The 25,792-nt window shown below is 38.8% G+C and carries 19 protein-coding genes; 15 read left to right on the top strand and 4 right to left on the bottom strand.

Annotated elements, in window-relative coordinates; genetic code table 11:
• The first annotated feature begins 31 nt into the window (after positions 1–31).
• The 12 genes from NSTC745_RS06435 (at position 32) to NSTC745_RS06380 (ending at position 14,750) form a co-directional block, all read left to right on the top strand.
• On the top strand, positions 32–2,209 hold the full coding sequence (locus NSTC745_RS06435) for a GumC family protein (protein WP_445636407.1): 2,178 nt from the start codon (positions 32–34) through the stop codon (positions 2,207–2,209).
• Positions 2,210–2,303: 94 nt separating this feature from the next.
• Positions 2,304–3,812 carry a lipopolysaccharide biosynthesis protein gene (locus NSTC745_RS06430; protein ID WP_445636406.1) on the top strand — a complete coding sequence of 503 codons (1,509 nt, stop codon included), beginning with the start codon at positions 2,304–2,306 and terminating at the stop codon, positions 3,810–3,812.
• A gap of 20 nt (positions 3,813–3,832) precedes the next feature.
• A complete protein-coding gene (locus NSTC745_RS06425; protein ID WP_445636405.1) occupies positions 3,833–4,381 on the top strand; it encodes a class I SAM-dependent methyltransferase in 549 nt (182 codons plus the stop codon).
• A 328-nt stretch (positions 4,382–4,709) separates the two neighbouring features.
• On the top strand, positions 4,710–5,822 hold the full coding sequence (locus NSTC745_RS06420) for a glycosyltransferase family 4 protein (RefSeq protein WP_445636404.1): 1,113 nt from the start codon (positions 4,710–4,712) through the stop codon (positions 5,820–5,822).
• Between the two features lie 76 nt (positions 5,823–5,898).
• Entirely contained in the window at positions 5,899–6,933 is a 1,035-nt protein-coding gene (locus NSTC745_RS06415; protein ID WP_445636403.1) for a glycosyltransferase family 2 protein, read from the top strand.
• A gap of 43 nt (positions 6,934–6,976) precedes the next feature.
• Positions 6,977–8,233, top strand: a complete 1,257-nt coding sequence (locus NSTC745_RS06410; RefSeq protein ID WP_445636402.1) for a glycosyltransferase family 4 protein — start codon at positions 6,977–6,979, stop codon at positions 8,231–8,233.
• A 6-nt stretch (positions 8,234–8,239) separates the two neighbouring features.
• Positions 8,240–9,475 (top strand): O-antigen ligase family protein, encoded by a 1,236-nt coding sequence (locus tag NSTC745_RS06405; protein ID WP_445636401.1) that lies wholly within the window; start codon positions 8,240–8,242, stop codon positions 9,473–9,475.
• 69 nt (positions 9,476–9,544) lie between these two features.
• Positions 9,545–10,561: a hypothetical protein gene (locus tag NSTC745_RS06400; protein ID WP_445636400.1), complete on the top strand. Its 1,017-nt coding sequence runs from the start codon at positions 9,545–9,547 to the stop codon at positions 10,559–10,561.
• A gap of 78 nt (positions 10,562–10,639) precedes the next feature.
• Positions 10,640–11,527, top strand: coding sequence for a glycosyltransferase family 2 protein (locus tag NSTC745_RS06395; protein ID WP_445636399.1), 888 nt, complete (start codon positions 10,640–10,642; stop codon positions 11,525–11,527).
• Between the two features lie 44 nt (positions 11,528–11,571).
• Entirely contained in the window at positions 11,572–12,459 is an 888-nt protein-coding gene (locus NSTC745_RS06390; protein ID WP_445636398.1) for a hypothetical protein, read from the top strand.
• Positions 12,460–12,493: 34 nt separating this feature from the next.
• A complete protein-coding gene (locus NSTC745_RS06385; protein WP_445636397.1) occupies positions 12,494–13,660 on the top strand; it encodes a glycosyltransferase in 1,167 nt (388 codons plus the stop codon).
• Between the two features lie 277 nt (positions 13,661–13,937).
• Positions 13,938–14,750 (top strand): WecB/TagA/CpsF family glycosyltransferase, encoded by an 813-nt coding sequence (locus NSTC745_RS06380; RefSeq protein ID WP_445636396.1) that lies wholly within the window; start codon positions 13,938–13,940, stop codon positions 14,748–14,750.
• A 68-nt stretch (positions 14,751–14,818) separates the two neighbouring features.
• On the opposite strand, the gene NSTC745_RS06375 is transcribed toward NSTC745_RS06380, so the two are convergent.
• The gene (locus NSTC745_RS06375; protein WP_445636395.1) at positions 14,819–16,339 is read right to left on the bottom strand and encodes a choice-of-anchor Q domain-containing protein; all 1,521 of its coding nucleotides are present in this window, start codon (positions 16,337–16,339) and stop codon (positions 14,819–14,821) included.
• Between the two features lie 434 nt (positions 16,340–16,773).
• On the opposite strand from NSTC745_RS06375, the gene fghA reads away from it, so the two are divergent.
• Both fghA and glgP read left to right on the top strand, forming a co-directional pair.
• Positions 16,774–17,628 carry an S-formylglutathione hydrolase gene (gene fghA / locus NSTC745_RS06370; protein WP_445636394.1) on the top strand — a complete coding sequence of 285 codons (855 nt, stop codon included), beginning with the start codon at positions 16,774–16,776 and terminating at the stop codon, positions 17,626–17,628.
• A gap of 799 nt (positions 17,629–18,427) precedes the next feature.
• Positions 18,428–20,641: an alpha-glucan family phosphorylase gene (gene glgP / locus NSTC745_RS06365; RefSeq protein WP_445636393.1), complete on the top strand. Its 2,214-nt coding sequence runs from the start codon at positions 18,428–18,430 to the stop codon at positions 20,639–20,641.
• Positions 20,642–20,918: 277 nt separating this feature from the next.
• Here the strand turns inward: glgP and NSTC745_RS06360 are convergent, their stop codons facing one another.
• Positions 20,919–21,869 carry a hypothetical protein gene (locus NSTC745_RS06360; protein WP_445636392.1) on the bottom strand — a complete coding sequence of 317 codons (951 nt, stop codon included), beginning with the start codon at positions 21,867–21,869 and terminating at the stop codon, positions 20,919–20,921.
• Positions 21,870–22,145: 276 nt separating this feature from the next.
• On the opposite strand from NSTC745_RS06360, the gene NSTC745_RS06355 reads away from it, so the two are divergent.
• Entirely contained in the window at positions 22,146–22,922 is a 777-nt protein-coding gene (locus NSTC745_RS06355; RefSeq protein WP_445636391.1) for a Uma2 family endonuclease, read from the top strand.
• A gap of 67 nt (positions 22,923–22,989) precedes the next feature.
• Here the strand turns inward: NSTC745_RS06355 and NSTC745_RS06350 are convergent, their stop codons facing one another.
• Together NSTC745_RS06350 and NSTC745_RS06345 are read right to left on the bottom strand one after the other, a co-directional pair.
• Complete coding sequence (locus NSTC745_RS06350; protein ID WP_445636390.1) at positions 22,990–24,663, bottom strand: DUF1565 domain-containing protein; 1,674 nt, start codon at positions 24,661–24,663, stop codon at positions 22,990–22,992.
• Positions 24,664–24,966: 303 nt separating this feature from the next.
• Positions 24,967–25,632: a DUF4118 domain-containing protein gene (locus tag NSTC745_RS06345; protein ID WP_445636389.1), complete on the bottom strand. Its 666-nt coding sequence runs from the start codon at positions 25,630–25,632 to the stop codon at positions 24,967–24,969.
• Positions 25,633–25,792 lie beyond the last annotated feature (160 nt).

Genomic DNA, 25,792 nt, shown 5'->3' with positions numbered 1-25,792 from the left:
TATAGACCAATAAAATCAATATCTTGCGGTTATGGAAACTAAAGCAAACTTGGAAGAGATAGATTTTCAAAAATATCTACTCGTTTTACAACGACGTTGGCTTGCTACAGTGGGAATTTGGGCAATTGTTACTGCCGCTGCAACCTTGTTTGCACTGTCATTAAAACCATCATATAGAGCAGATGGCAGTTTGTTGATTAGGACAAATGAAACCTCTTCGTTAACTGGTCTAGGAGAAGCTATAGGCAGGCTAGAGTCTTTAACCTCTACAAATAATCCTCTAGAAACCCAAGCCAAAATAGTGACATCTGTCCCAGTTCTTGAGGAAACTATTAGAACGCTTGGCCTAAAAGATAAACAAGGCGAACCTTTGAAAATTCAGGACTTTCTGCAAAACTTGAAGATAGAAAATGCCAAAGGGACTGAGATTTTACAAGTTTCCTATATAGATAAAGATCCAGTTTTAGCTGCCGAAGTTGTCAACCAACTGATGCAAGTTTATATCAGGAATAACATAGAAGCTAATCGGGCAGAGGCAGCTTCAGCCCGGAAGTTTATCGGGCAAGAAATACCTGCTACTGAAGCAGCTGTCAGAGAAGCGGAGTCGAACCTGCGTAAATTTAAAGAGGAAAATAAAATAATTGTTCTAGAAACTGAAGCAACCATAGCAGTCCAAACTATTTCCAGCTTAGAACAGCAAATTTCTCAAGCCCAAGCTCAATTTGTGAATGTCAATGCTCGGTTACAAAAGTTGCAAAATCAAGCAAGCATTGATTCACAGCAATCTGTAAGTTTTGCTTCCTTGAGTCAAATACCTGGAATTCAACAAGTATTGACTCAACTACAAGAAGCACAAAACGAGTTGACAGTTGAGCAAACTCGTTTGCAGCCAACTCATCCTAATATCATCAATTTGCGAGAAAAAATTACTGGTCTCAACAACTTACTACAAAATCGTATAAAAGGAAGCATAGGTACTAATCAGCAAATTCCTGCAAAAAATTTACAGATTGGAGAACTACGTCAAAGTCTGATTGGAGATTTTGCTCGTACTGAGACAGAACGGGCTGGTTTAGCCAAACAAATAGCTACACTTTCTGATAAGTGGTATGCATACAAACAACGAGCAAACGTTTTACCCAAGCTGGAACAGACCCAGCGCGAACTCGAACGCAAGCTCAAAGCAGCTCAAACAACTTACGAAGTACTTTTGACAAAACTCCAAGAAGTCCAAGTAGCAGAAAACCAAAATATTGGCAATGCTCGGATCATCTCCTCTGCCTTAGTACCAGACTATCCTAGTAGCCCTCGTAAGGCCCTGTTTATATTGGGCGGTGGAGTTATTGGTCTGATGATTGGCATTATTGCTGCGTTCACTTTAGATCTAATTGATAGCTCTGTGAAAACAGTTAAAGAAGCTAGGCAATTATTCCAATACACTTTAGTAGGGGTGATTCCTTCAGTAGGTAGGAATCTTAAAAAGAGTTCTCTAGAGCAACAGATCCCTAGAATAATTGGCAGAGACATACCCCAGTATCCTGTTGGTGATGCATACCAAATGCTGCAAGCTAACTTACAGTTTCTAAATTCCGATAAAAAGCTAAAAGCGATCGTAGTTACTAGTTCTGTACCCAAAGAAGGCAAGTCTGAGGTAGCTGCAAATTTAGCTGTGACAATGGCTCAGTCAGGACAACGAGTACTACTAGTGGATGCCAATATGCGCCATCCAGTGCAGCATCATATTTGGGAAATGACAAATGCAGTCGGGCTATCCAATGTCATGATTGACCAAGTTCCTCTGAGTGTAACTGTACACAAAGTAATGCCAAACCTTGACGTTCTACCTTCTGGAGTTGTACCTCCTAACCCAGCAGTACTTCTAGATTCCCAGAGGATGGCTAAACTGGTCGGTTATTTTACACAGAAGTACGATTTCGTAATTTTCGATACTCCTTCCCTCGCAGGAATGCTAGATGCTGCGGTTTTAAGTAAGTTAGTTGACGGGATCTTGTTGGTGGTTCGTCCTGGAGTGATTAACTATGACACCGCCAATGCGGCTAAAGAGTTTCTCAGACAGTCAGGGCAACAAGTTTTAGGAATGGTAATTAACGGTGTGAATATCAAACGAGAACCTGACAGCTACTTCTACTACTCCAGAGAATCAGTTGAATCTGGTTCTAGGGCACAGAATTCTTTAGTTGTTAAATAAGATGATTCAAAAATTAATTATAGGCAACGGCAGAGTCTGATAAATAGGCTCTGTATTCAAAAGTTGTCATTTATAAAATCTCACTCTGGAGTTAATGAAAAATCTTTTTTCTAATCGAAAAAACGATCGATACTTTCGTACTGACCATCTTAAGACCGACCTTAAAAGTCGCTCTGTACGAGGTGGTGCAGTCACTATGGTTGCTCAAGGTCTAAAGTTAAGCTTGAATTTAGGATCTAACGTGGTGTTAGCTCGATTGCTGACACCGCAAGATTATGGCTTGATTGGTATGGTAACTGCGGTGACGGGATTTGTAGCTTTATTTAAAGACTTAGGGTTGTCAATGGCAACTATTCAGAAGGATGAGATTAATCACACACAAGTTAGTACCCTATTTTGGGTGAACGTGGTACTTAGCGTGATAACTGCACTGTTCGTTGTGGCGATCGCACCTTCAATTGCCTGGCTTTATCATGAACCCCGCTTAATCTGGATTACTGTAGCGCTATCAGTGGGATTTATATTTAGTGGGTTAGGCGTTCAACACTCTGCCTTGCTTAATCGTCAGATGCAATATAAGGTATTGATGTTTAATGATGTTTTCTCTATGCTATTTGGCATTGTAGCTGCGATTGTTGCTGCTGCGTATGCACTTGGCTACTGGGCATTGGTGATTTTACCGTTAGTTATGGCAGCTGTTAATACTATAGGAGTCTGGCTAGCCTGTCCTTGGCGTCCGAGTCTGCCGACTTGGCGAGCCGGAGTGCGATCCATGCTAGTTTTTGGGGGAAATCTTACTGCTTTCAGCACTATTAATTACTTTGCTCGAAATCTTGACAATATTCTCATAGGAAGATCTTGGGGATCTCAACAGTTAGGTTTATATGCTAAAGCCTATCAGTTGCTACTTCTGCCAATTAGCCAGATTAATACGCCAATTGCTGCGGTCGCTATTCCTATGTTAAGTAGATTACAACAGGAGCAACAACAATTTCACCGATACTACCTTAAAGCTGTTTCAATAGTTGCTTTCCTAACTATGCCAATTATCGGTTTCATGATAGTTGCATCAGAAGAAATTATTGAATTGCTACTTGGTTCGCAATGGCGTGATGCAACAGTCATCTTTCGATTACTGTGTATATCTGCATTAGTTCAACCTGTTTGCAATACATCTGGTTGGTTATACATCTCCACAGGTAGAAGTAATAAAATGCTTCAGTGGGGTTTGTTAGCTTGCCCATTTATTATAGGGTCATTTTTCGTTGGTTTACCTTACGGAGCAACAGGAGTTGCATATAGCTACTCAATAGTAATGCTCTTACAAGCTTTACCTTGTATGTATTATGCTACAAGGCAAACAACTATCACTTTATTAGATATAGCTTTTAATATTGGTCATTCATTTTTAGCGTCTTTAGCGGCGGGTATTGCAGTTTTTGGAACCAAATTAGTAATTAGCTCGCACTTACCTATGTGGATTACAGCCGCGATTTTATCAATCATTATGGCAGTATCATATTTATTAATTGTATTTTTCTTTTTTAATAAAAAAGATTTTTATTTATCTGTATTATCTAGTTTGAAATCACAAAGAATTTAAGGATTAACCAAGGATTAACAATGACTAGAATTGAAATCAATGCGATGGCACAATCTCTTGTAACAGATAATAAAAATAAATTGCACTTGGGTTGTGGAAGGCAAATTTTAGATGGATATGTAAATGTCGATATTTACCCATCCCTTGGGGTAGATTTAGTTTGTGATATAAACGAAGGACTTCCTTTTGAAGATAATTCTTTTATCGAAGCACTTGCAGTGGATTTTATGGAGCATATTCAGCAAACACGAGTCATTCATGTAATGAATGAAGTTTATAGAGTATTAAAACCAGGAGGTATTTTTAAAATACATGTTCCTGAAGCTCCTGGAATTAGCGCATATCAAGATCCTACTCACATTTCTTTTTGGAATGAAGAGTCTTTTACGTATTATATAGATCGGCATAGAAGACGGGAAACCTATGGCATATATTATGGGGTAGTAGCACAATTTAAATTGGTCTCTCTAAAGAGAAGCAACTATTTGTGGCAAAAATTCTTTTCAACATTTAACTTAAATTACTTGTCAAATTTTCTTCTAGATGTGGAATTAATGGCTATTAAATAATTATCTTGAAGAAGAATTCAGGAATCAGAATCAAGACCCTCGCGGACTCACTTTGAGCCAAGCCACGCAAAGCCTCTCGTAGAGAAGGCTTTACGCTGTGCTATCAGTGGGGGATTCAAACCCGCCACGCTTATTGTTGCACCACCAAATTTCAACAAAGGTGGGGGTCTTATACCCACTTATTCAGACGCTCGCGGACTCGCTAACGCTGTGCTATCCGCCAGTCATACAAAATGCAGTATGAAGTCTGACTCCTGAATTCTTGTTGATAAATGTATCTTAACTATCATTTGTAGAAGCAGTAAATGAATTGATCTTACATCGGCTTATGAATAAACCACTTGCTATTTTTGCTGCACACATTGGTGTCCGTTCTGAAACCTTTATTCGGCGACACATGGAAGATTTACTTCCTGAAAAAACAGTAGTAGTAACAAACAATATTTCTAAACCTCATGCAGGTCATTGGAGAGTTAATTGTCCGACCTTAATTTGTAAATGGTTTAAAGTCGATGGTAACTTAAAGGACAAAGTAAAACAATTTTCAGAAGGAGTTGCAATTGCACAATTTTTGAAAAAGCACAAAGTTCAAGTAATTTTAGGTGAATATCTAACTGATTCATTTAATTTTTTTTATGTTACTAGAAAGCTTGGTATTCCCTATTTTGCCCATGCACACGGAAACGATGTTTCTTCAGCACTACGCGATCCCAGATGGCAGAAACTTTACTCGTACTACAAAGATGCAGCCGGAATCATTACTATGAATCAGGTAAGTCGAAATAGATTGATAGACTTGGGAATAGAGCCTAGTAAAATATACATTATTCCTTATGGTGTAGATGTGCCAGACGAACCTGTAAAAAGGTCTGAAAATACGACAGTTCGTTGCATTGCTGTAGGTCGTATGGTTGCTAAGAAAGCACCAATTTTACTCCTAAAAGCTTTTCATAAAGCAGTTGAATTATATCCAAATCTTCGACTTGATTATATAGGAACAGGAGATTTACTTCCTGAGGTACAGGAGTTTATCCAAGAATTTGGACTTATAGATAAAGTAACATTACATGGAGCTCAACCAAATGAATTTGTTCGGGAAATGATGAAAGATGCTGACATTTTTCTTCAACACAGTATCATCTCTCCAGAAAATGGAGATGAGGAAGGTTTGCCTGTAGCAATTTTAGAAGCAATGTCATTTGCTCTTCCTGTAGTTTCAACTCTACATGCCGGAATTCCTGAAGCTGTTTTAGATGGGGAAACTGGCTTTCTGGTGAAAGAGAATGATTATTTAAACATGGGGCAAAAAATTTTATTACTTACACAAAACTCAGATTTGAGATTAAAGATGGGTTTTGCTGGTTGGCAGAGATCTAGAGAATTCTTCACATGGGAGAAAGAAAGAAATAGTCTCTTACAGGTAATGCAACTAGAATTTTAATCAACAACATTGAATACTTAATATTAAGTTGTAAATTCGTTATTAACATGTAAAATTATTACAATATAAATCCAATATGAACTTACCATCTATATCTATCATTATTCCAACCTTTAATCGAGGTAAACTCATTCAACAAACCTTGAATTCTCTTCGGTATCAAACCTTTAAAAACTGGGAGGCATTAGTAGTTGATGATGGCTCTAATGATGGAACTGATGAAAAGGTTCTTTGTTTAAGTAAAGAAGACTCAAGAATTAAATATGTAAAACGCCGAAGTCAAAAAACAGGAGCTCCAGTTTGTCGAAATGAGGGTACAAAGTTATCACAGGGAAAATATATTATTTACCTTGACTCAGATGATTGTCTTGCACCAGAATCTCTAGAAAATCGATTCAAATTAATGGAGCAGTACCCCGATCTGGATTTTGGAATTTTTCCATGTATGCTTTTTGAAAACGAACCAGGTGATATGAACTTACTGTGGAATATTGATAAAGATGAAAATGATATAGATAGATTTTTGAATTTTGATATTCCCTGGCAAACGACATCTCCTATTTGGAGGCGTGAAGCACTAACCAAAGTTGGATATTGGAATGAAGAACTTTTAAGTTGGCAAGATTTTGAATTACATTTACGTGCTTTGATCAAAAATCTTAAATATCAAAGATTCTCTAAGCCTGACTGCTTTTGGCGAATTCCACATCAAAACTCAATTGGCAGCAAATCAGTAGATAAAACACATCTTAAATCGTATGAAAAATTATTTTTTGATATTCAACAAATGCTGATCGATGCTCAAATACTGACTCCAAAACGTAAATATCTTATAGGAGGTCTCTATTTTTGGCTGATGAATACATGGCTATCTCAAGCTCAAAAAGCTGAAGCATTGGAAGTATGGTTTCTATCTTATCAAAGAAATATAATTGATAAAAAACAGTACTTTTATGGTCGATGGTATATAGAGGTTGGGAGTGTATGGGTTCCGTACCAGTTTGTACGAAAAATATTTCTTAGGGTTATTAGAGAATATTTTCAGATTATACTACCCCAAGGATTAATTCCAAAACTATCAAATACATTTCGGACAATTTCGCTTTCTTAATGATTAATTTATTGATTTTATTACTTATAATTTCAAATCAAAGATGAATATTGTACTTATTAGTAGTTCTGATGTTAATGGTGGTGCTGCCCGCTCTGCTTATCGACTACACCAAGGTTTGAAAAGTATTGATGTTCATTCTCAGATGTTAGTTCAATCTAAAGAAAGCGATGACAACAAAGTGATTGGATTAATGTCAACATCTGGAATGGGACAAATTGTCAATGGTTTGAGACTAACGCTAGACCAAGTACCCTTAAAGCTATACAAAAACCGTAATAGCACTAAATTTTCTCCACAATGGTTTCCAGATACAGTAAGAGCTAAACTAGCTAGAGCTAATCCAGATATAGTTAATCTACATTGGATTAGTAATGGATACTTTCAAATCGAGTCGATCGCTAAGTTAGAAAAACCTATAATTTGGACGCTTCACGATATGTGGGCTTTTACAGGAGGATGCCACTATAATCAAGAATGCGATCGCTACAAATCATCCTGCGGTGCTTGTCCTCAACTTGGTAGTAATACAAATTTTGATTTATCCCGTTGGATCTGGCAACGCAAAGCTAAAGCTTGGAAATACTTGAATTTAACAATTGTCACTCCCAGTTCGTGGCTAGCTCAATGTGTCAAAGCCAGTTCTTTATTCCAAGATAGGCAAGTCGAAGTCATTCCCTATGGTCTTGATACTCAAAAATACAAACCATTTGACCGACAGATGGCACGTAAAATACTCAATTTGCCTGAAGATAAACAGCTTGTTCTTTTTGGATCGCTACAAGCAAGTAGCGACCAAAGAAAAGGATTTCAGCTATTGCAACCAGCACTTCAAAAACTCAGCGCATCTAAGTGGCAAGAGAAGCTGGAAATTGTTATTTTTGGAGCTTCCCAAGCAGAAAACTCTACAAACTTCGGCTTTAAATCCCACTATTTAGGAACCTTAAACGATGATTTATCTTTAGCATTAGCCTATTCATCCGCAGATGTTTTTATCGCACCTTCGCTTCAAGATAACTTACCGAATACAGTAATGGAAGCGATCGCCTGTGGTACACCTTGTGTTGCTTTCCAAATTGGCGGTATGCCTGACATGATCGAACATCAAAAAAATGGCTATTTAGCGCAACCCTATAAAATTGAAGACTTAGCTCAAGGAATAGTTTGGGTGCTGGAAGATGAAGAACGTCACCAGAAATTGTCGCACCGCGCTCGTGAAAAAGTAGAACAAGAATTTACTTTAGAAATTCAAGCGCGTCGTTATTTATCTCTTTTTAAATCTCGGCTGATTCACTTTTGAACGGTAATGCAAATTAACAATAAATTAATTAATCGCTGGGTAAGAAACTTAGAATTTGTATTCACTATAATTTGTCTTTTATCATTTTTAGACTTACGACTACCATCTCCTGCCCCTATTTTAATTAATGCTCTCAGCTATCCAGTAGTTGCAACTTTAGTTGTTTTACGTTGGAAGCGTTTAGCTTATGTTGCAACTAGAGATATACCTTTGTTGCTTTATATAGGAATTGCTCTATTTTCCATTTTATGGACTGGCGATCAACTGAGAACCTTAGACAGCATTAGAGGTTTATTACGTATGTTTTTATTTGGAGCGTACATTGCAACTCGCTATAGTATCAAAGAGCAAATAAAATTATTAACTTTGGTGTTTAGTATAACAGCGATTTTTAGTTTAGTAGTTACCTTAGCCATACCAAGTTACGGAATAGGACTAAACGGATGGATGGGCATCTTTGCTTACAAAAATTACATGGGTAACGCAATGAGTCTCACAACCTTGCTTTTTCTACTTGCTGCATTCACAAAACGAAGAAGAAACTGGTTGGCTTGGATGGGATTTAGTCTGAGTATGACTCTGAATCTACTGTCTCGTAGCGCTAGTAGCTTGGTTAATATATTAACGTTAATATCGCTGACTTCCCTATATCAGCTTATTAAACAAAACTATAAACTACGGGTAATTATTTTCGGTGCTTTATGCATTTTAGTGGCTAGTATAAATTTACTCATTTTAAATAATCTGCAAATTATTTTAGTCGATATTTTAGGGAAGAGTCTTGAACTTAATGGGCGCACACCAATATGGACTTTGGCGATTGATAAGGGATTGGAAAAACCTTGGCTAGGCTACGGATTGAACGCTTTCTGGAGTTCAGATGCTGGTCTCTACGTTATGCTTCATACATGGTCTGGGTTTCGAGAAGAAGGCTTTAACTCTCATAACAGTTTTTTAGAGTTATTCTTAAATTTAGGCTTTTTAGGAATATTAGTATATGGAATTACTTTAATAACAACATTTATCAAAACGCTCATTTTATTAATTACAACAAAAAAGATAGAAATTTTTACCTTTCTTGAGTTGCTAGTATTTATGTGTATAGCTGGTTGGAGTGACACTAATTTCATTATGTCAGCAGCTAGTTCATATTGTTGTATTTATGTGTCAATAGTGCTTTCAATTGCTATGGAATGGGAAAAATTTAGCAAAGAGTTATACTCAAAAAAATTCTTGACTTGATTAAAAGCACAGAAAAGTCAATAATTTTCAACTAAAAGCAAAAAGTAAATTTAAGGATATAACATCAAAATGTCAATATCTATAGCTTTTATAGTTTGTACTGAACCAGGGCGTTTAGAAGGTCAATCTCTACTTTTAGCAGAGAGTATTCGTAAGTTCTGCGGTAACTTAAAAGATACCCCTATATACAGTTTTCATCCCAGAATAGGGGAACCTATATCTATCAAAACTAGGAAAGAATTTGATGTTTTGGAAGTGATTCATCAACAAATTCCAATAAATACAAAGTTTTCTGATTATTATTTAGCAAATAAGCCTTTGGTTTGCGCTTATGCAGAACAGAAAATAGATGCAGAGATTTTAGTATTTCTAGATAGCGACAAATGCTTTTTTGCTACACCCGAAGAATTTTTACTTCCACTAAATTGTAACGTTCGCGTGCGTCCTGAATATGGTAAAGGTATTGGCTCTACTGGAAGTCAAGATTTTCAAGATGAGTATTGGAAGAAACTATACAACATACTTGATGTGAAACACGAAATTTTTGTCAATACACCAATTGGGAATAGCAAGATTAGAGGATATTGGAATTCTGGATTAATAGGTGTTAGAAGAAATGCTGGTATCTTTCAAGCTTGGAAAGATAATTTTGAGAAAGTAATGTACCTAAAGGTTGCACCGCCTCAAGGAAATTATTTTGTCGAGCAATCAGTATTGTCTGCTACTTTAGCTTCTATGGAAGAAAATATATCTCATTTTTCTCCTTTTTATAGTTACCCATTGCCATTACACAACCGTTTATCTAAAGAATTCAAAATTAATAGCATCGAGCAAATAGTCTCAATTCATTATTTTAATATGTTCTTTTATACAGATTGGCAGAGACAGCTAGAAAGGATAAATATTTTTGATGAGTTTTCAGAAAAATTTCAATGGTTATGTGAAGGAATTGCCAGACATAATATGGGAGACAAATCAGCTTTTCATAGACATGTGTTAAATATTAGAAAAATTGAAGCGAAACTACATAAATTTAACTTGAATATAAAATTAAGTCATTGGTTAGAAAATAATTTTAAATATTAAATTATTTTCAATATTGAGTGCAAGCTGATGATTGTAGACTCAATTCAAGTCAGAGCTAACCATAGAAGTTAGAAAGTTATGAACCAGGTAAAATTGGCAGTCATTATGACTTGTTATAACAGGCGCGATATAACTCTTACTTGTCTGCGTGCGTTATATCAGCAAACAGAGGCTTTTGATGTTTATTTAACTGATGATGACAGTTCTGACGGTACTTCAGAAGCGATCGAGACTAACTATCCACAAGTTCGCCTTCTTAAAGGTAATGGGAATTTGTACTGGGTGGGAGGAATGAGGTTAGCATTCGCTGAAGCTATGCAAAAGGGTTATGAATATTATCTTTGGTTGAATGATGATACTTTGATTGAATCAGACGTTATTGAGCGTTTATTAGCTATCCATAGAGACTTGTCTGAACGCGATCGCTCCAATTCCATTGTAGTTGGTTCAACCAAAGATCCGCAGACAGGAAAACCAACTTATGGTGGTTCGGTAAAATCTAAGCGTTGGTATTCTAATAAGTTTGAGTTCTTAGAACCTTCTGGAGTTCTCCAAGAATGTGACACTATGTACGGCAATTGTGTGTTGATTCCTGACTCGGTTGTTAGGAAAGTAGGAAACTTAGATGCTGCCTTTATTCACTCACTAGGAGATCTAGATTATGGCTTGAGAGCGCGTAAACTAGGATGCTCTATATGGGTTGCACCTGGATATGTCGGTATTTGTAGCAAAAACTCAATACGTAACAGTTGGGCAGATAGCGATTTACCTTTATCAGAACGCTTAAAAAAGGTAGTTCAAATCAAAGGATTTCCTCTCAAACCTTGGACTATTTTTTGTCGGCGGCATTCTGGTTTATTCTGGTTTATTTATTGGTTTTTACCTTATATAAGAGCAATCATCGGATATAGGGATTTAACAACTTCTCCCACGTTTACTGAGGAAATTCCAGAAGGGCGATTGTAGGCTGAATGCTGTTTTCAACTAATAAAACTAAAGGATAATAATGAATGTTAGCAAAAGTTAAAAGATTTGTAAAATCTCTTCTAAAGATAGCAGTTTATCGTCTATTTAATAGTTTTAAATTTATCAATGAAAGACAAGTCGAGCAGCTGATTTTGATGAATCAATACAGATATCTAGCAGTTACTAATACATTACCTAAATTTCAAGATGTTGGTTTCCACAACTACTCACAAACAGACGAAGACGGTTTTTTATTATATATATTTTCATTAATAGGTACAACAAATAAAAAAGTTATAGAAATTTGTTGTGGTGATGGAATAGAGTGCAACGCAGCTAATCTCATCATCAATCATGGCTGGCAAGGAATATTAGTTGATGGAGATATAGAACAACTAAAAATTGGTAGGAAAATATATAGCTTCTTAAAAACTACGAGTAACAACCCACCTCAGTTAGTTCATGCATGGGTAACATCTGAGAATGTCAATGAATTAATATTGAATAATGGATTTAATGGCGAAATTGATTTATTATCGCTTGATTTAGACGGAATAGACTATTGGCTCTGGGAATCTATTAACTGTATTAAACCGCGAGTAGTTGTCCTTGAATATAACACTTATTGGGGAGGAGAAAAGTCTGTGAGTGTCCCTTACGATCCAAAGTTTACGGCTAAAATTATTAACGGTGCATACTATTGTGGAGCATCATTAAGAGCATTTGTAAATCTAGGTAAAAAATTAGGTTATAGATTGGTTGGCTGCAATACAAAAAAATTCAATGCTTTTTTCGTCAGTGAAGATGTGGCTACAGATATTCTGCCAGAAGTGACTGTAGATAGCTGTCTGCCATCATTTGATAGTTTTTCAAAATCTCATAACGAGTATAACTTTCCATCTATAGCTCAATTACCGTGGGAAGAAGTTTAACTCTGAAGTTAAAAACATCAAAGATATATATGTTATGGCTAAACGCTTGCTAATTGTTTCTACTCTTGATTCTAAACAACCATTCGGGGCATTTACAAGACCTTACTACTTGGGAAAATATCTCGTACAATATTTTGAGGTTTGCCATCTAGGATTAGATTGTTCGACAGTTGATTATGCACCAGCTATATCTGTATATTCCAGAAGTTTGACTTCATATATTAAAGCATTACAACAGTGCATAGATGAATTTTGTCCAGATATTGTATATGCCCAAGAAACACTTCCTGGATTGGCTGCTTTAATATCACTAACAGTCAGAAGACAAAAGAAATACTCTCTTATATTAGACCTACACACTTTTTCTGCTTTTGAATATTGGAGTCGCTTGTCATCCGTTGCTAATCCTTTCAAAGAATTTGTGCAATTTATTAAAACATACATTGCTCAGGGATTGCTTATATTTTCTGGCAATCCAATTATTGCAGCTGGTGATTCAATTCCTAAACTCATTTCACAGTGGTATCGACATCAGCCAAAGCAGATTTATAGCGTAGGTAATGGAGTAACTGAAGATTTATTGAACGATACCGAACACTCAAATCCTGAAACAGATCCATACAAAGATTTACGACCCGCAAAAATAGTGGTTGTTGTTGCTCCTAAAACATTTCAGTTTCCGAGTAACGATATGTCTGTATCAATGACTATTGAAGTAGCTAAATACTTAGAATTTCATCAACAAAAAATTCATTTTGTTGTTATTGGTCGTGATTCTAATAACATTGAGGAATTACTACCATCGAACATGACTTTCATCGGTTTTTTGCCAGAGCGAAAAGATTTTGTGAGCCATATAAAATATGCAGACATAGGTCTTTTACCCTTCCCAAAGCAGGCTGTTGCTGGGGGAGCGCGTAATAAGGCATTAGATTATTTTGCCTGTAAAAAGTTAGTGATATCTACACCAGAAGGTTTGAGAGGTTTAGAAGAATTTCATCATCAAGAACATCTGTTGATTTCAGGATACTCTGCTCAAGAAATGGCTAATACAGTGCTAGAGGCAGCTTTTAATTTGAATAAATATTATCCTCTTGTAGAAGCGACATATAGCTTAATTCGAGATAAATATTCCTGGAATGCAAGAGCGCAGAATGTTGCTGAAATTCTTACACAAACCGTAAAAAAGGAGTTGTTGTAAAGTCTAGTTGTAACGATCGATAACACTTACAGCGTTTTTCAGGTAAATGAAGTACACGGGTAGGGGCACAACATTGTTGTGCCCTTATAACGATCTGTACTTCAGCAAGCCGCAATCTGCTGTATCAATGGGTCGCACAAAGGAGTCTCCAACCAATTAAGAATATGGTTGGAGACTCCTCGCCGTTTTGGGACTCTTTACGACGATCCGATCGCATGTATAAAAATCCGTCTTGCTTATACCCAATCCTTCCCTAAGGAATACACACAGAGTATTTATGAACAGATCGCAATATAAATTTTTTGGCATTCAGATAGATGCACTTTCTATCCCTGAACTCAACTCCTTGATTGCAGAGTCTCTTGAGCAAAATAAAAAGTCGATTATTGCTAATCACAATCTTCATAGCCTTTATATTTACCATCACAACCACAGAATGCGAAGCTTTTACGCGAAGGCAGACTATGTACATATTGATGGTATGCCTCTAGTTTTATTTGGAAAACTCCTGGGTTTTCCCCTGAAACGAGAGCAAAGAGTTACCTATGCTGACTGGATATGGCCTTTGATGGCTGAAGCTGCTCAGAAGAATTGGCGTGTATTCTACTTAGGTTCAAAGCCAGGAATTGCAGAACAAGGGGCAAGAATTTTGCGGAAAAAGTTTGCCGGTTTGCAGATTGCAACAGCCCACGGCTACATCGATATGCGAAAGATGAGCCAAGAAAATCTTGCTACTCTAGCAGCAATTAACGCTTTCCAACCGCACATATTGATGGTAGGAATGGGTATGCCACGACAGGAATACTGGATATTAGACAATCTGGAGGATATCCAGACTAACGCAATTTTGACTAGTGGAGCTTGCATAGATTATGTAGCCGGTGCTGTTCCTACCCCTCCTCGGTGGATGGGGAAGCTCGGCTTGGAATGGTCTTACCGCCTAGTAACTGAACCAAGAAGACTTTGGAAACGTTATTTAGTAGAACCTTGGTTTGTAGCCAAACTATTACTACAGGAAATTCTGGGCATGTATAATATACACGTCCAAAATATAATCCAGGCAGAAAAAAATGGTAGAAAGTTAAATTAGCAATCTACCAATACGGTAAAAAATGTGCCTGCCTCAACGAATAATTTCACAACTCATTTAGGATTGGTTTACGGTTGACGTTCGAGTGCGCCTATATCTATGATTGCTATCCCATTGCCGTCTCCATCTTGCGGACGGGTAATACCAAGCCCATCGATCTTTGGTGCTGCCACACCATTATAATTACTAGTTCCACTATCAATTGCAAAGCTACCGTACTTGAGGGAGAAATTACCTTTAGTTGGATCTACAAATTGTGGGTCTTTTCCAACAATGTTGCTTAATCCTGAACTAGTGTATTTAGAGGAATTGTACACAAGGTTATTATCATAGCTGATAGTTGTTTGAGATTTAGATATATTGTTGACTAACCCATCTTTGTTGGCATACATAATATTGTTGAATACCCTAACCTGTTTGGACTGAACCGCTGAAATTTCTCCCCAGTTATGAGTCTCAGCTTTCTGTGCATTTTGATAGGTAGTGTTGTTGATTACATCTACATTAGCGCTGCTATATACTTGAATGCCAGCTCCGCCATTTTTGTAGATGATATTATTTGCAATTAATGTCTTTCCCCAGTAAGGTTGGTGAGTTGAATTAGCTTGAGTATTCAGAGAATCATCAATCATAATCCCATTACCTTCAGTAATTTTTCCACTGTAATAGTAAGGAACAAGACTTTGATTGTTGTGAGAAATATTTCCCCGAATAATCATTTTATAATCGCTGGTATTGTTGTCAGAATTCCAGTTGTACAACATGGTAATCGTATTTGGGCCCAAAGGACTATACAAGCAATTATTAAAAACAACATTGTTCTCAATGGTTATGTAGTCAGCTTTGACTGTACCAATCGCTGCACTACCAAAATTATAAATTTTGTTGTTGCGAATCACTATGTGATGGGAATGCTGCCTAATTCCTGTTCCTGAAGAGGAGGGATAAATTGTAATACCTACACCACTTGTCAACGGATTATTCAAGTTATTTTTTTGCTGTAGTGCATATTGCAAAGTCACATTGCCGTTGTTTCCTACTAGTTCAAGACCCTCAATAATCACGTAAGAGGAGCCAAGGACATTGATGGCGTAAGAATTTTGCGATCTAATGACGGGTTTGTGTCCGGGATACGCTTTGAAAGTAATTGGAGCAGTCGCTGTACCTTTTTTTTCCCAAATCACAAGAATTTCTTTAGAGGAATTTGTCCGCGTATAAGTACCATTCATCACGTAAACTGTATCCCCTGGTGCTGATACCTTATCTGCTGCTCGTTGCAACGTCCGAAACGGAGTACTTGTTGTCAAGCCATTATTGCTATCGTTTCCAGTGCCAGAGACGTAGTACGTCTTGCTGGTAGTAGCTTGCGCTAATTTGGCAACGCCAATTCTAGAATTATGAATACCTTTAACCGAGTTATAAATCCCTGTAGTACCGCTTATTAAGTCTGCTTTATTACTAATCTTTTGTTCATAGTTAAATGCAGCCTGAACATTTGTTTTTAAAGCTAGTTTTTGTATATTATCAAAACCAATTAATACACAGGGTAAAACAAGAGATAAGCTTGAAACAAGACTTTTCACTAACATAGAAACACACTTTTGTTAACATTGCCATTCAAAGTTACTTTGAAGAAATAAGTGTGCCAACTGTGATTATACTAAACAGCCGTGTATGCAAAAATAACAATCAATAATAATTAAGTGTATTATTGAATACTACTTATAGTATGTGTTTATACTTTAGACCTATTGCAAAATTATTTTATGCCAGCAAAAAGAGTTTCGATCTGAATTTAATCAATCAACGCCATACGAACAAACAAAGCGACTGTCCAATCGAGAATTTAAACGTCTGATTGGGTTACAATGCAAGGCAAACGCATCTAAATGCTGACGAGCCTGTACTAGAAAAATAATCGCCACAGATAGATTGACAAAATCCAGATATAGAAGGCGTTTCTAATCTCAAATCTCAAATGGTATAATCTTTTTCTGGCAACCGAGGAAAGAGAAGATAGCCAATGCCTAACCTCAACCTCATTTCAGAATATAAAAGCTTTGGTGGCAAACTCGGCTTTTACAGCCATTCATCATCAACCTGTAACGGTGAAATGCGCTTTGCCATTTATCAACCACCACAAGCAGCTCAACAACCTGTGCCAATTCTTTATTTTCTCTCTGGTTTGACTTGCACTGAAGAGAATTTTATGGTTAAGGCGGGTGGGGTGCAGCGGTTTGCAGCTCAGTACGGTTTGATATTGGTCGCACCAGACACTAGTCCCCGTAATACAGGTATTCCAGGTGAGGATGATGATTGGGATTTTGGTAGTGGTGCGGGGTTTTATGTTGATGCAACAGAAGAACCGTGGCGTCAATATTACCAAATGTATAGTTATGTCGTTCAGGAATTACCTGCTTTAATTACCGCAAACTTCCCCGCGCAATCCGATAAACAAGGTATTTTCGGTCATTCAATGGGGGGACATGGGGCGTTAGTCTGTGCAATGAGAAATCCACAACTCTATAAATCAGTATCAGCTTTTGCACCTATTACTGCACCTATGCGTTGTCCTTGGGGTCAAAAAAGTTTCAGTAATTATCTTGGCAGCGATCGCCAAACCTGGAATGCTTATGATGCTAGCGAATTAGTCAAAAAAGTAGGATATCACAGCTCGATCCTCATTGACCAAGGCACTGCCGACCAATTTTTAGCCGAACAATTAATGCCAGAAGTGTTTGAGCAAGCTTGTGCGGATGTTAACCAACCGCTACAGCTACGTTACCAAGAAGGCTACGACCACAGTTATTATTTCATTTCCACTTTTATTGAAGATCATATCCGTCATCATGCGATCGCTTTAGGATTAATTCACTGACGGTAACCACCATCAGTTATTGGTGAAACCATCACCTTTTTTAGCTTTCGGACAGCCAAAAGGTAATAGCCAATAGTAAAAATAATCTTACAGAGAATTTTAATTAGAGAAAAAATTAAATACAGCAGATTGCTAATTTGTGAGGTACAGATCGTTGTAGGGGCACAATATATTGTGCCCCTACCCATGTACTTCATTTACCTGAAATACGCTGTATTTGAAACGAGGTCGCTTGCTGCGATTTTTTAATGCGTCTTTTTTTTAATTTATCTCCTAATTTTAATTATAGGGATTCCCCTATTACCTTCTTATTTCAATAGCTATAAATTGATAATTACAAATTACTAATAAAAAGTTACGAATTATTACAGTAGTTTTCAATAAACTTCCATCATCAAGCAATTATTTAGTCAAAACTAAATTACATACAAAAAACATAAATAATTTTATTTTTAGAAAAATAAGAGATAAATATTAACAACAAAACAAATAAATTCAAATAATGTCAATGAATTTGATATAAAAAAGTATGCAAATCCGCCCAAAAGCAGAGATAATCTTTAAAAGACAAAAACAATAAAAACCATTCATTTGGATAAGGTTTGATGTCTATAAGCTCCAACTTCAGGGGAGAATTCAACAACTGAAGACTCCGGCGTCATAAACCTGAAGAGGGAATTAAATGAATTGGGCATTGGGAATGGGGCATTGGGCATTGGGTTAGGAAAACTCTTCCCCAGTCCCCATTCCCTACTCCCCAGTCCCTAGAGAAAAAGTTAAAACAGAGGGTGTAGATAGTATGGTGAATAGCAGTGCAACAGGAGCAGCACGACGCTTGAGTGAAAAGTTACCTTTGCCGCTCAAGCGTTTAGCAGATTTGGCTTATAACTATTGGTGGAGTTGGAGTGGCGATCGCATTTCTTTATTCCAAACCATCGATCCCCAAGAATGGGAACGCTGCGGCCATAATCCAGTGGCGATTTTAGAGTCAGCAAGCTACGAACGTCTCACCCAATTAGCAGAAGATCCATCCTATCTCAAGCAGATATCCGCCCTGGCGCGTGAGTTTGACCAATATATTAAACAGCAAGATACTTGGGTAAGCCGAGTTGCACCGCAAGTATCTAAAGAACACCCCGTTGCTTATTTTTGTGCAGAGTTTGGCATTCACGAATCTCTACCCGTTTACTCTGGTGGCTTGGGCATTCTAGCTGGGGATCACCTGAAATCATCATCCGATTTGGGCGTACCGATGGTTGGCGTCGGCTTGTTGTATCGCCAAGGTTATTTTCGGCAACGCTTGAACCGCCACGGTTGGCAAGAAGATTATTATATTGACAACCCATTTGGGCAAATGCCCCTAGAGTTAATTAAAAATGACCAAGGGGAAGCTTTGACTATCCAAATACAAGTCCGCCAGCGGTTTGTAAAAGTGCAAATTTGGCGAGTACAAGTCGGGCGAGTGACTTTATATTTATTGGATAGCGATCGCCATGATAACGATCCCATTGACCGTTGGCTAACGGGACACCTATATGGCGGTAACTTAGAAACCCGCATCGCCCAAGAAGTTGTTTTGGGTATTGGTGGCGTCCGTGCTTTGAATGCTTTGGGAATTCAACCTTCTGTCTATCACCTCAACGAAGGACACGCTGCATTTTGCACCTTGGAAATTGCCCGTTTAGAAGTTGAACGCACGGGCAAATCTTTCTACGACATCGAAGCCAAAGTCCGGAACAGTTGTGTATTTACTACCCATACCCCCGTTCCCGCCGGTCACGATGTCTTCTCCCCAGATTTAATTGACTCCTTCTTTGCCAACTACTGGCCGCAATTGGGGCTTTCCCGCGAACAATTTTTAGCATTGGGCGCACGCCGACTGGGCGATCCTTGGGAACCGTTTGGTATGACCGTTTTAGCATTGCGGATGTGTCGGGCTTGTAATGGCGTCAGTGAATTGCACGGTCAAGTTTCCCGTAAGATGTGGACAGTTCTGTTTCCGCAGCGATCGGAAGATACGGTACCAATTGGTTACATTACTAATGGCGTTCATGCACCCACTTGGACTGCACCCCTACTAGCTGACTTATATAATCAGTATCTCGGAGAAGACTGGAAAACTCGCGCCGTCGATCCCAAGATGTGGGCTAAAGTTGACGAGATTCCCGATGAGGAACTGTGGTCGCGACATCTCATCCTCAAAGAACGATTGATTGCTTTCACGCGTTATAAAGTGAAGAAATCGCGGGAGTTGCGTGGCGAAAATTATGAACTGATTCAAGCAACCCAAAGGCTACTCGACCCCAATGTATTAACCATTGGATTTGCCAGACGCTTTAGCCCCTACAAACGTGGGGATCTAATTCTGCGGGACGCCCAACGCGCATTAAAGATTTTTGGCAACAACTCACGCCCGGTACAAATTATCTTTGCCGGAAAAGCCCACCCAGCAGATGAAGAAGGCAAGCGGATTATTCAGCGCTTAATGGAATGGTGTCATAATTCCGGCATTATTAACCAAGTCGCCTTTATTGAAGATTACGACATTTACACTGGACAAAAATTGGTGCAAGGTGTCGATGTTTGGTTGAATAATCCTCGTCGGCCTCTGGAAGCTTCTGGTACGAGTGGGCAAAAAGTCTGCTTTAACGGCGGTCTGAATTGTAGCGTTCTTGATGGCTGGTGGTGCGAAGGTTACCAAGCAGGGCCGGATGGCAAAGGAATTAACGGTTGGGCAATTGGTGAAGATGCTAATACTAGCGACCAAGTATTGCAAGATCGTATTGACTCGCAATCGCTGTATCAGCTTTTGGAAGAAGAAATCGTTCCTTTATACTACGACCAAGATGCTCAAGGTATTCCCCACCGCTGGGTACAGATGATGAAAACGTCGATTAAGACCAATGCGCCGTTATTCAACACTGACAGAATGATTGCTGACTATGTTTCACAAGTTTATGTCCCAGAGATTTCTAAAACTGTGGAACCGATTTTAGCGAAAGTTCTGCTGTAAAGCACTTCCAAAAATAAACCACTACCAAATTATTTGTACATTTGTAGGGGCGCACAGCTAGCTGTGCGCCCCTACCCTATGGTCTAATTACCTGAAAATTGCTGTAATACTGTTTCACGAAAACCTTGATACAGATAGATTTCTCGTAAGGGCACGGCACTGCCGTGCCCCTACCAACGTATTTGTATCATTATTAAAGTGAAATGGTATAACTTGTCTTCATAAACTATATTCTGAAACTCAAATAAGTTCGCGATATCAATGGCAGCATCCACTTTTAAAAACGAATTAACATTGGGTCATAAATTTGGCACTCTTGAACACCATACTTACCCAGAATCAAGCTAACGTCATGGAGATCGTTGTCTGTACCACTAACGATGAGTATGTAACTGCCTTGCTCAATGTGCTCGTTGTAAAAACGTGCCCAATCATCTGGTATTCCTAGCCTCACAGCGTCAAAGCGATCGCTTAAAATAACATCTGTCGATCCAATCAATTGAGGAAAGCCTTTGCTAATTAAGGAAATCTGGCTTACTGGGAAACCTACGACAAGCATATCGTTAATTGCCGCTTCAGCATTATCTATGCGATCGAAGTAATTAATCGCATACTTGGTCAGAATTCCACTTTTATTAGGAATGGCGCTAACAGAAGTCGTTGCGTTCAAATAATTTGTAGTTTCATACTCAGTGTTGAGATGCTCGTAAATGCCGAACTCTTCAATACCCCAACGCTGTAAAATTGCTTCTACTTGAACAATTTCTAAAGATGTACAATCGACAATTATTAAATAATGTCCATCCTCTACTCGGTCGTTATATGTTCTAGCTCGATCCTCCGATATTCCCCAACCAACTAATGCACCAGCAAAAGTCCCAGTAGCAGCACCAATACTTGCCCCTACAAGAGTTGTAACCAAAGCAGTTGCCGCTGCGCCAGCCAGCATTATTGGCCCGACTCCAGGGATTGCTAAAGTCCCAAGGCCTACCAATAAACCAGTCAAACCGCCAACAGCACCGCCTGAAAGTCCTCCTACTGTTGCACCTTCGTCAGCTGTATCGCCAGTTTCACTATTAACAATGTCATAATTACGGTCTGCGTTCTGTACAACTACAGATACTTTCTCCATCGCTAAACCAGAATCTTTCAATTCCTGTAGTGCCTGCTCTACATCTCGACGATGAATAAATACGCCTACAACGCGTTGATTTTGACTTAAAATCATTATTACTCCTTAGGAGCAGGGAAAATTAATGACCTGCAAATTTAGTATTTTAGTACTTGTAATCTTAAATACAAATTTGTTTTACTGGAATTCATCTTAAGTAGTAAAATATATCTCCAAATGCGGCGATCGCTACATCCTTAAGACTTAATTAAAAGCATTTGAAATTTCTTAGTTAAATAGAAGGGGAAGCTTGTCTATCTTTTTTTGATACCGGCATCACTTCCACAGCGCTTCTGGAAGCGATAAAATCAAAAATAAATTCATGCTGTATTTATGGCAACCCAACTCAGCCAAGCCAAATCTGCAACTGAACTGGTAATCTCTTGGGAAGCCTTACCCAAAGATTTTCAACTAGAGGATGAACCAGTGGAGAATAGCGGTCAGCCAATTTTGGCTGGTGCTTTGCGTGAAAGTCTAGAAATCAGCGGGTTCATTCAACCTCAAATGTTGATAGCTTCAAATTTTGGTCTTTGTGCCACTGTTAACGGGCAATTTATCGCCAAAGCACCAGACTGGGTTTATGTGCCGTCGGTGAATCAAATTGTAGGCAATCGTAAAAGTTATACACCGAATTTAGAAGGAGATATTCCAGCGATCGCCATTGAATTTCTATCCGATACTGATGGTGGAGAATATTCGGTAAAGCGGAGTTATCCACCAGGCAAATGGTTTTTCTACGAGCAAATTTTACAGATTCCCATCTACATAATTTTTGACCCAGATGGCGGTTTATTGGAATATTATCAACTGGAAAATCAACGCTATGAGTTAAAGCAACCCGACGAAAATGGTCGTCATTGGGTTGATGTAATGGGCTTATTTTTAGGAACTTGGCAAGGCACAAAAGAAGCACGAACTGGTTATTGGTTGCGCTGGTGGGATCGAGATGGTAATTTGTTACCTTGGGCTGTAGAACAGATTGAACAAGAACGCCAACGCACCGAACAAGAACGCCAACGCGCCGAACAACAACGCCAGCAAAAAGAACAGCTGATTGCTTATTTGCAATCTCAGGGTATTGACCCGAATAATTTGCCTAAATTTGAGTAGAAAGTAGGGGCGTACAGCTGTACGCCTCTACAACAGATTGATGTGTTGCAAAGCAAAACAAACGAGTTTACGCACTCACAATATAAGGTGAGTCTATTGCCGCTACACGACCAGCATCTACCAAAGCTTGATATACCATAGCAGCTACCTCAGCACGCGTAGCATCGCGGGTGGGATTGAGTTGTTTAATATTAGGGTGATTAACGATAATCTCTTTTTGAACAGCTTTGATGACTTCATCTTTAGCATAATCAGGAATCTTTGCTTGGTCATCAAAAGTTTTGCTCGTCGCTGTAGCATTACCAGATAATCCCAATCCATTCACCAAAGAGACAATCACTTGCACGCGCTGAATATTTTTGTTAGGGCCGAAGGTATTATCAGGAAAACCAGAGAGAAATAAACCTTGATATGCTTGCTGAATTACCTTTGATGCCCAAAAGTCTGCTGGTACATCTTTAAATTTGGTAACTGGGCGGTTTGGCGATGGGTTGAAAGCTTTTACTATTAATGCTGCGTATTGCGCCCGCGTCATTGTAGCATCTGGTTTAAATGTGCGATCGGGAAAACCATTAACTATCCCGAATTTGACTAATTCCCGAATAAATGCACCCGCCCAATGATTAGTAATATCTGTTAATTCAACACTAGGTGTGGGAGTCGGAGTCGGAGTTGGAGTTGGTGTCGGAGTTGGAGTTGGAGTGGGTGTTGGTGTCGGAGTTGGAGTTGGTGTCGGAGTTGGAGTTGGTGTCGGAGTTGGAGTTGGAGTTGGTGTCGGAGTTGGAGTGGGTGTTGGTGTCGGAGTTGGAGTGGGTGTTGGTGTCGGAGTTGGCGTGGGTGTCGGAGTGGGTGTTGGTGTCGGTGTGGGAACCGAACTATCGGCAAACTCGACCTTTCCTGTAACTTTGGTCGGATCTATTGTATTTCCCACAGAAACCAGCTTGTTGGAACTGGCATTTTGCAAATCAAATTTACCGTTATTGCGTAGAGTGTTGCCCCCTGGATTATTAGTACTGCCGATATCAGGTAAAGCACTTGCAATTATAGTTAGACCATCATCAGTATTATTTTCACTCAGATTATTCCGCAATACGGGACGGGCACTACCAGAGACGACAATTCCAGAACGGTTTTCAGAAATTTTGTTATCTCGAAGTATGGGTGATGCAGTATCACTAATGGCAATGCCAAAACCTGTTTTGAAGAAAGTATTACCTTGAATTTGACCTTGGGAATTTTTAGCGATCGCAACTCCATTGGCTGCATTCTCACTGAACACATTACCTAGAATAACTGGGTTAGCGTCGCCTGTCGCAAATACTCCTTCCCGTTTACATTGAGTGAAGGTGCTATTAGCAACAGTGGGGGCAGTTGATTCAACCCAGACACCACTACCACGGCTAGCCAGATTTGTTACAGTCACTCCCCGAAGTTCGGCTTTGTCGGCTAGCACAAAAGTGACATTTTGACCAGCAAAAGTACGGCTCAGGTAACTACCACTTCCTTCAATCGAGATGCCGTTGCCTTTGTTGGCTTCATTACCCACTACTGTTACTCCAGATGCGATCGCTAGGGGAAAGACTTCGCCGCTAGCAGCATTGTAATTACCATTTGCCAGTTGAATTTTAGTATCAACTGTAGCTACCTTCAGGGCTTGCGTAATAGTTTTGAACGGGGCTTGTTGGCTACCCGCGTTAGTATCGTTTCCTGTTACCGGATTTACATAAAAAGTTTGAGCCATATTTATACTTCCAAAAAATACATAGCTATCCTAGCGCTAACCGTGAAAATGAGTAGCGATCGATGCATTAAGTAGCTTGAAGTACTTTTCAGTACAAACGTAAAAAATTATGCAACCAGGCAATAGGCAATGGCGAACAGGCTTGAAAATCTTTTTTGTGTCCGGGTTTTATGCTCGATTGATGTCTTAATGTACCTAGCAACTGCTATAGTTTTGGATTTCACAGGTACTCGACTAATCCAAACATCAAAATCACCGATGCCATCTGCTAAAGTGACAAAACAGGATTAAGAAAATATAAACTCAGGTATTATAAGTAAAAAAACGATCGCGCCCTGTTGATTTTGCCTGATACAGTGCTTTATCGGCTGCAACGATCGTTTCTTCAGAATCAAAACCTGGCTTTACTAAATGATTTACTGTTTCGCTATCTTCAGGATGCAAGCAAGCTGCAAAGGTTTCATATCTTCCATCAAAGCTACCAACAGCCAAGCCAAATAACTGTTCGTGTTCCGGCGACCATTTGATTTCTCCTGTGAGAATATCCCAGTTCCACATCCCCATGTGCGCCGCCGACAGAGCCATCCGCAGTTGCTCGGCATTTTCCCCAACGAGTTGTTGGCTGAGTTGCTTAATCTTTTTTTGGCTATGGTGAAGATTGCTAGTAAGTAAGTTAATCGTCAAAGCAACCATTAGGAAAATACCTAGCCTTAATAATTCCTCTGGTCGATCGAGCCAAGATTGAGATCGTGGAAGAATAAAAAAATAATTGATTGCTAGCGTCGAAAGAACAACAGCCACACACCCTGGTCGAAAGCCGCCATACCAAGAACTGATAGCGATCGCAATATAAAAAAATGCACCAATTGTTGGCGTCAGCAGCGGTTCTAGCCAGAGTGTGAGCAACAGGGCGATGGCTGTCGAGCCAATTGCCACTCCCAAGGGTAAAAATCGCTGGTAGAATTTCATCAGTATATCTATTTAAAAATTTAGTATTATTTACTTTTTTACTAATATCTGACCGCAAGCTGGTGTGCGGCTACAAACTTAGTGTATGCGCCTTAGTATAAGTCTGACATCAGAATTACAAGCTAATTTCGATATTTATGACACAATATTTTTGGCAAAA

This window comes from Nostoc sp. DSM 114161 (assembly GCF_052692665.1).
This window is presented reverse-complemented; position numbering and strand designations above follow the sequence as displayed.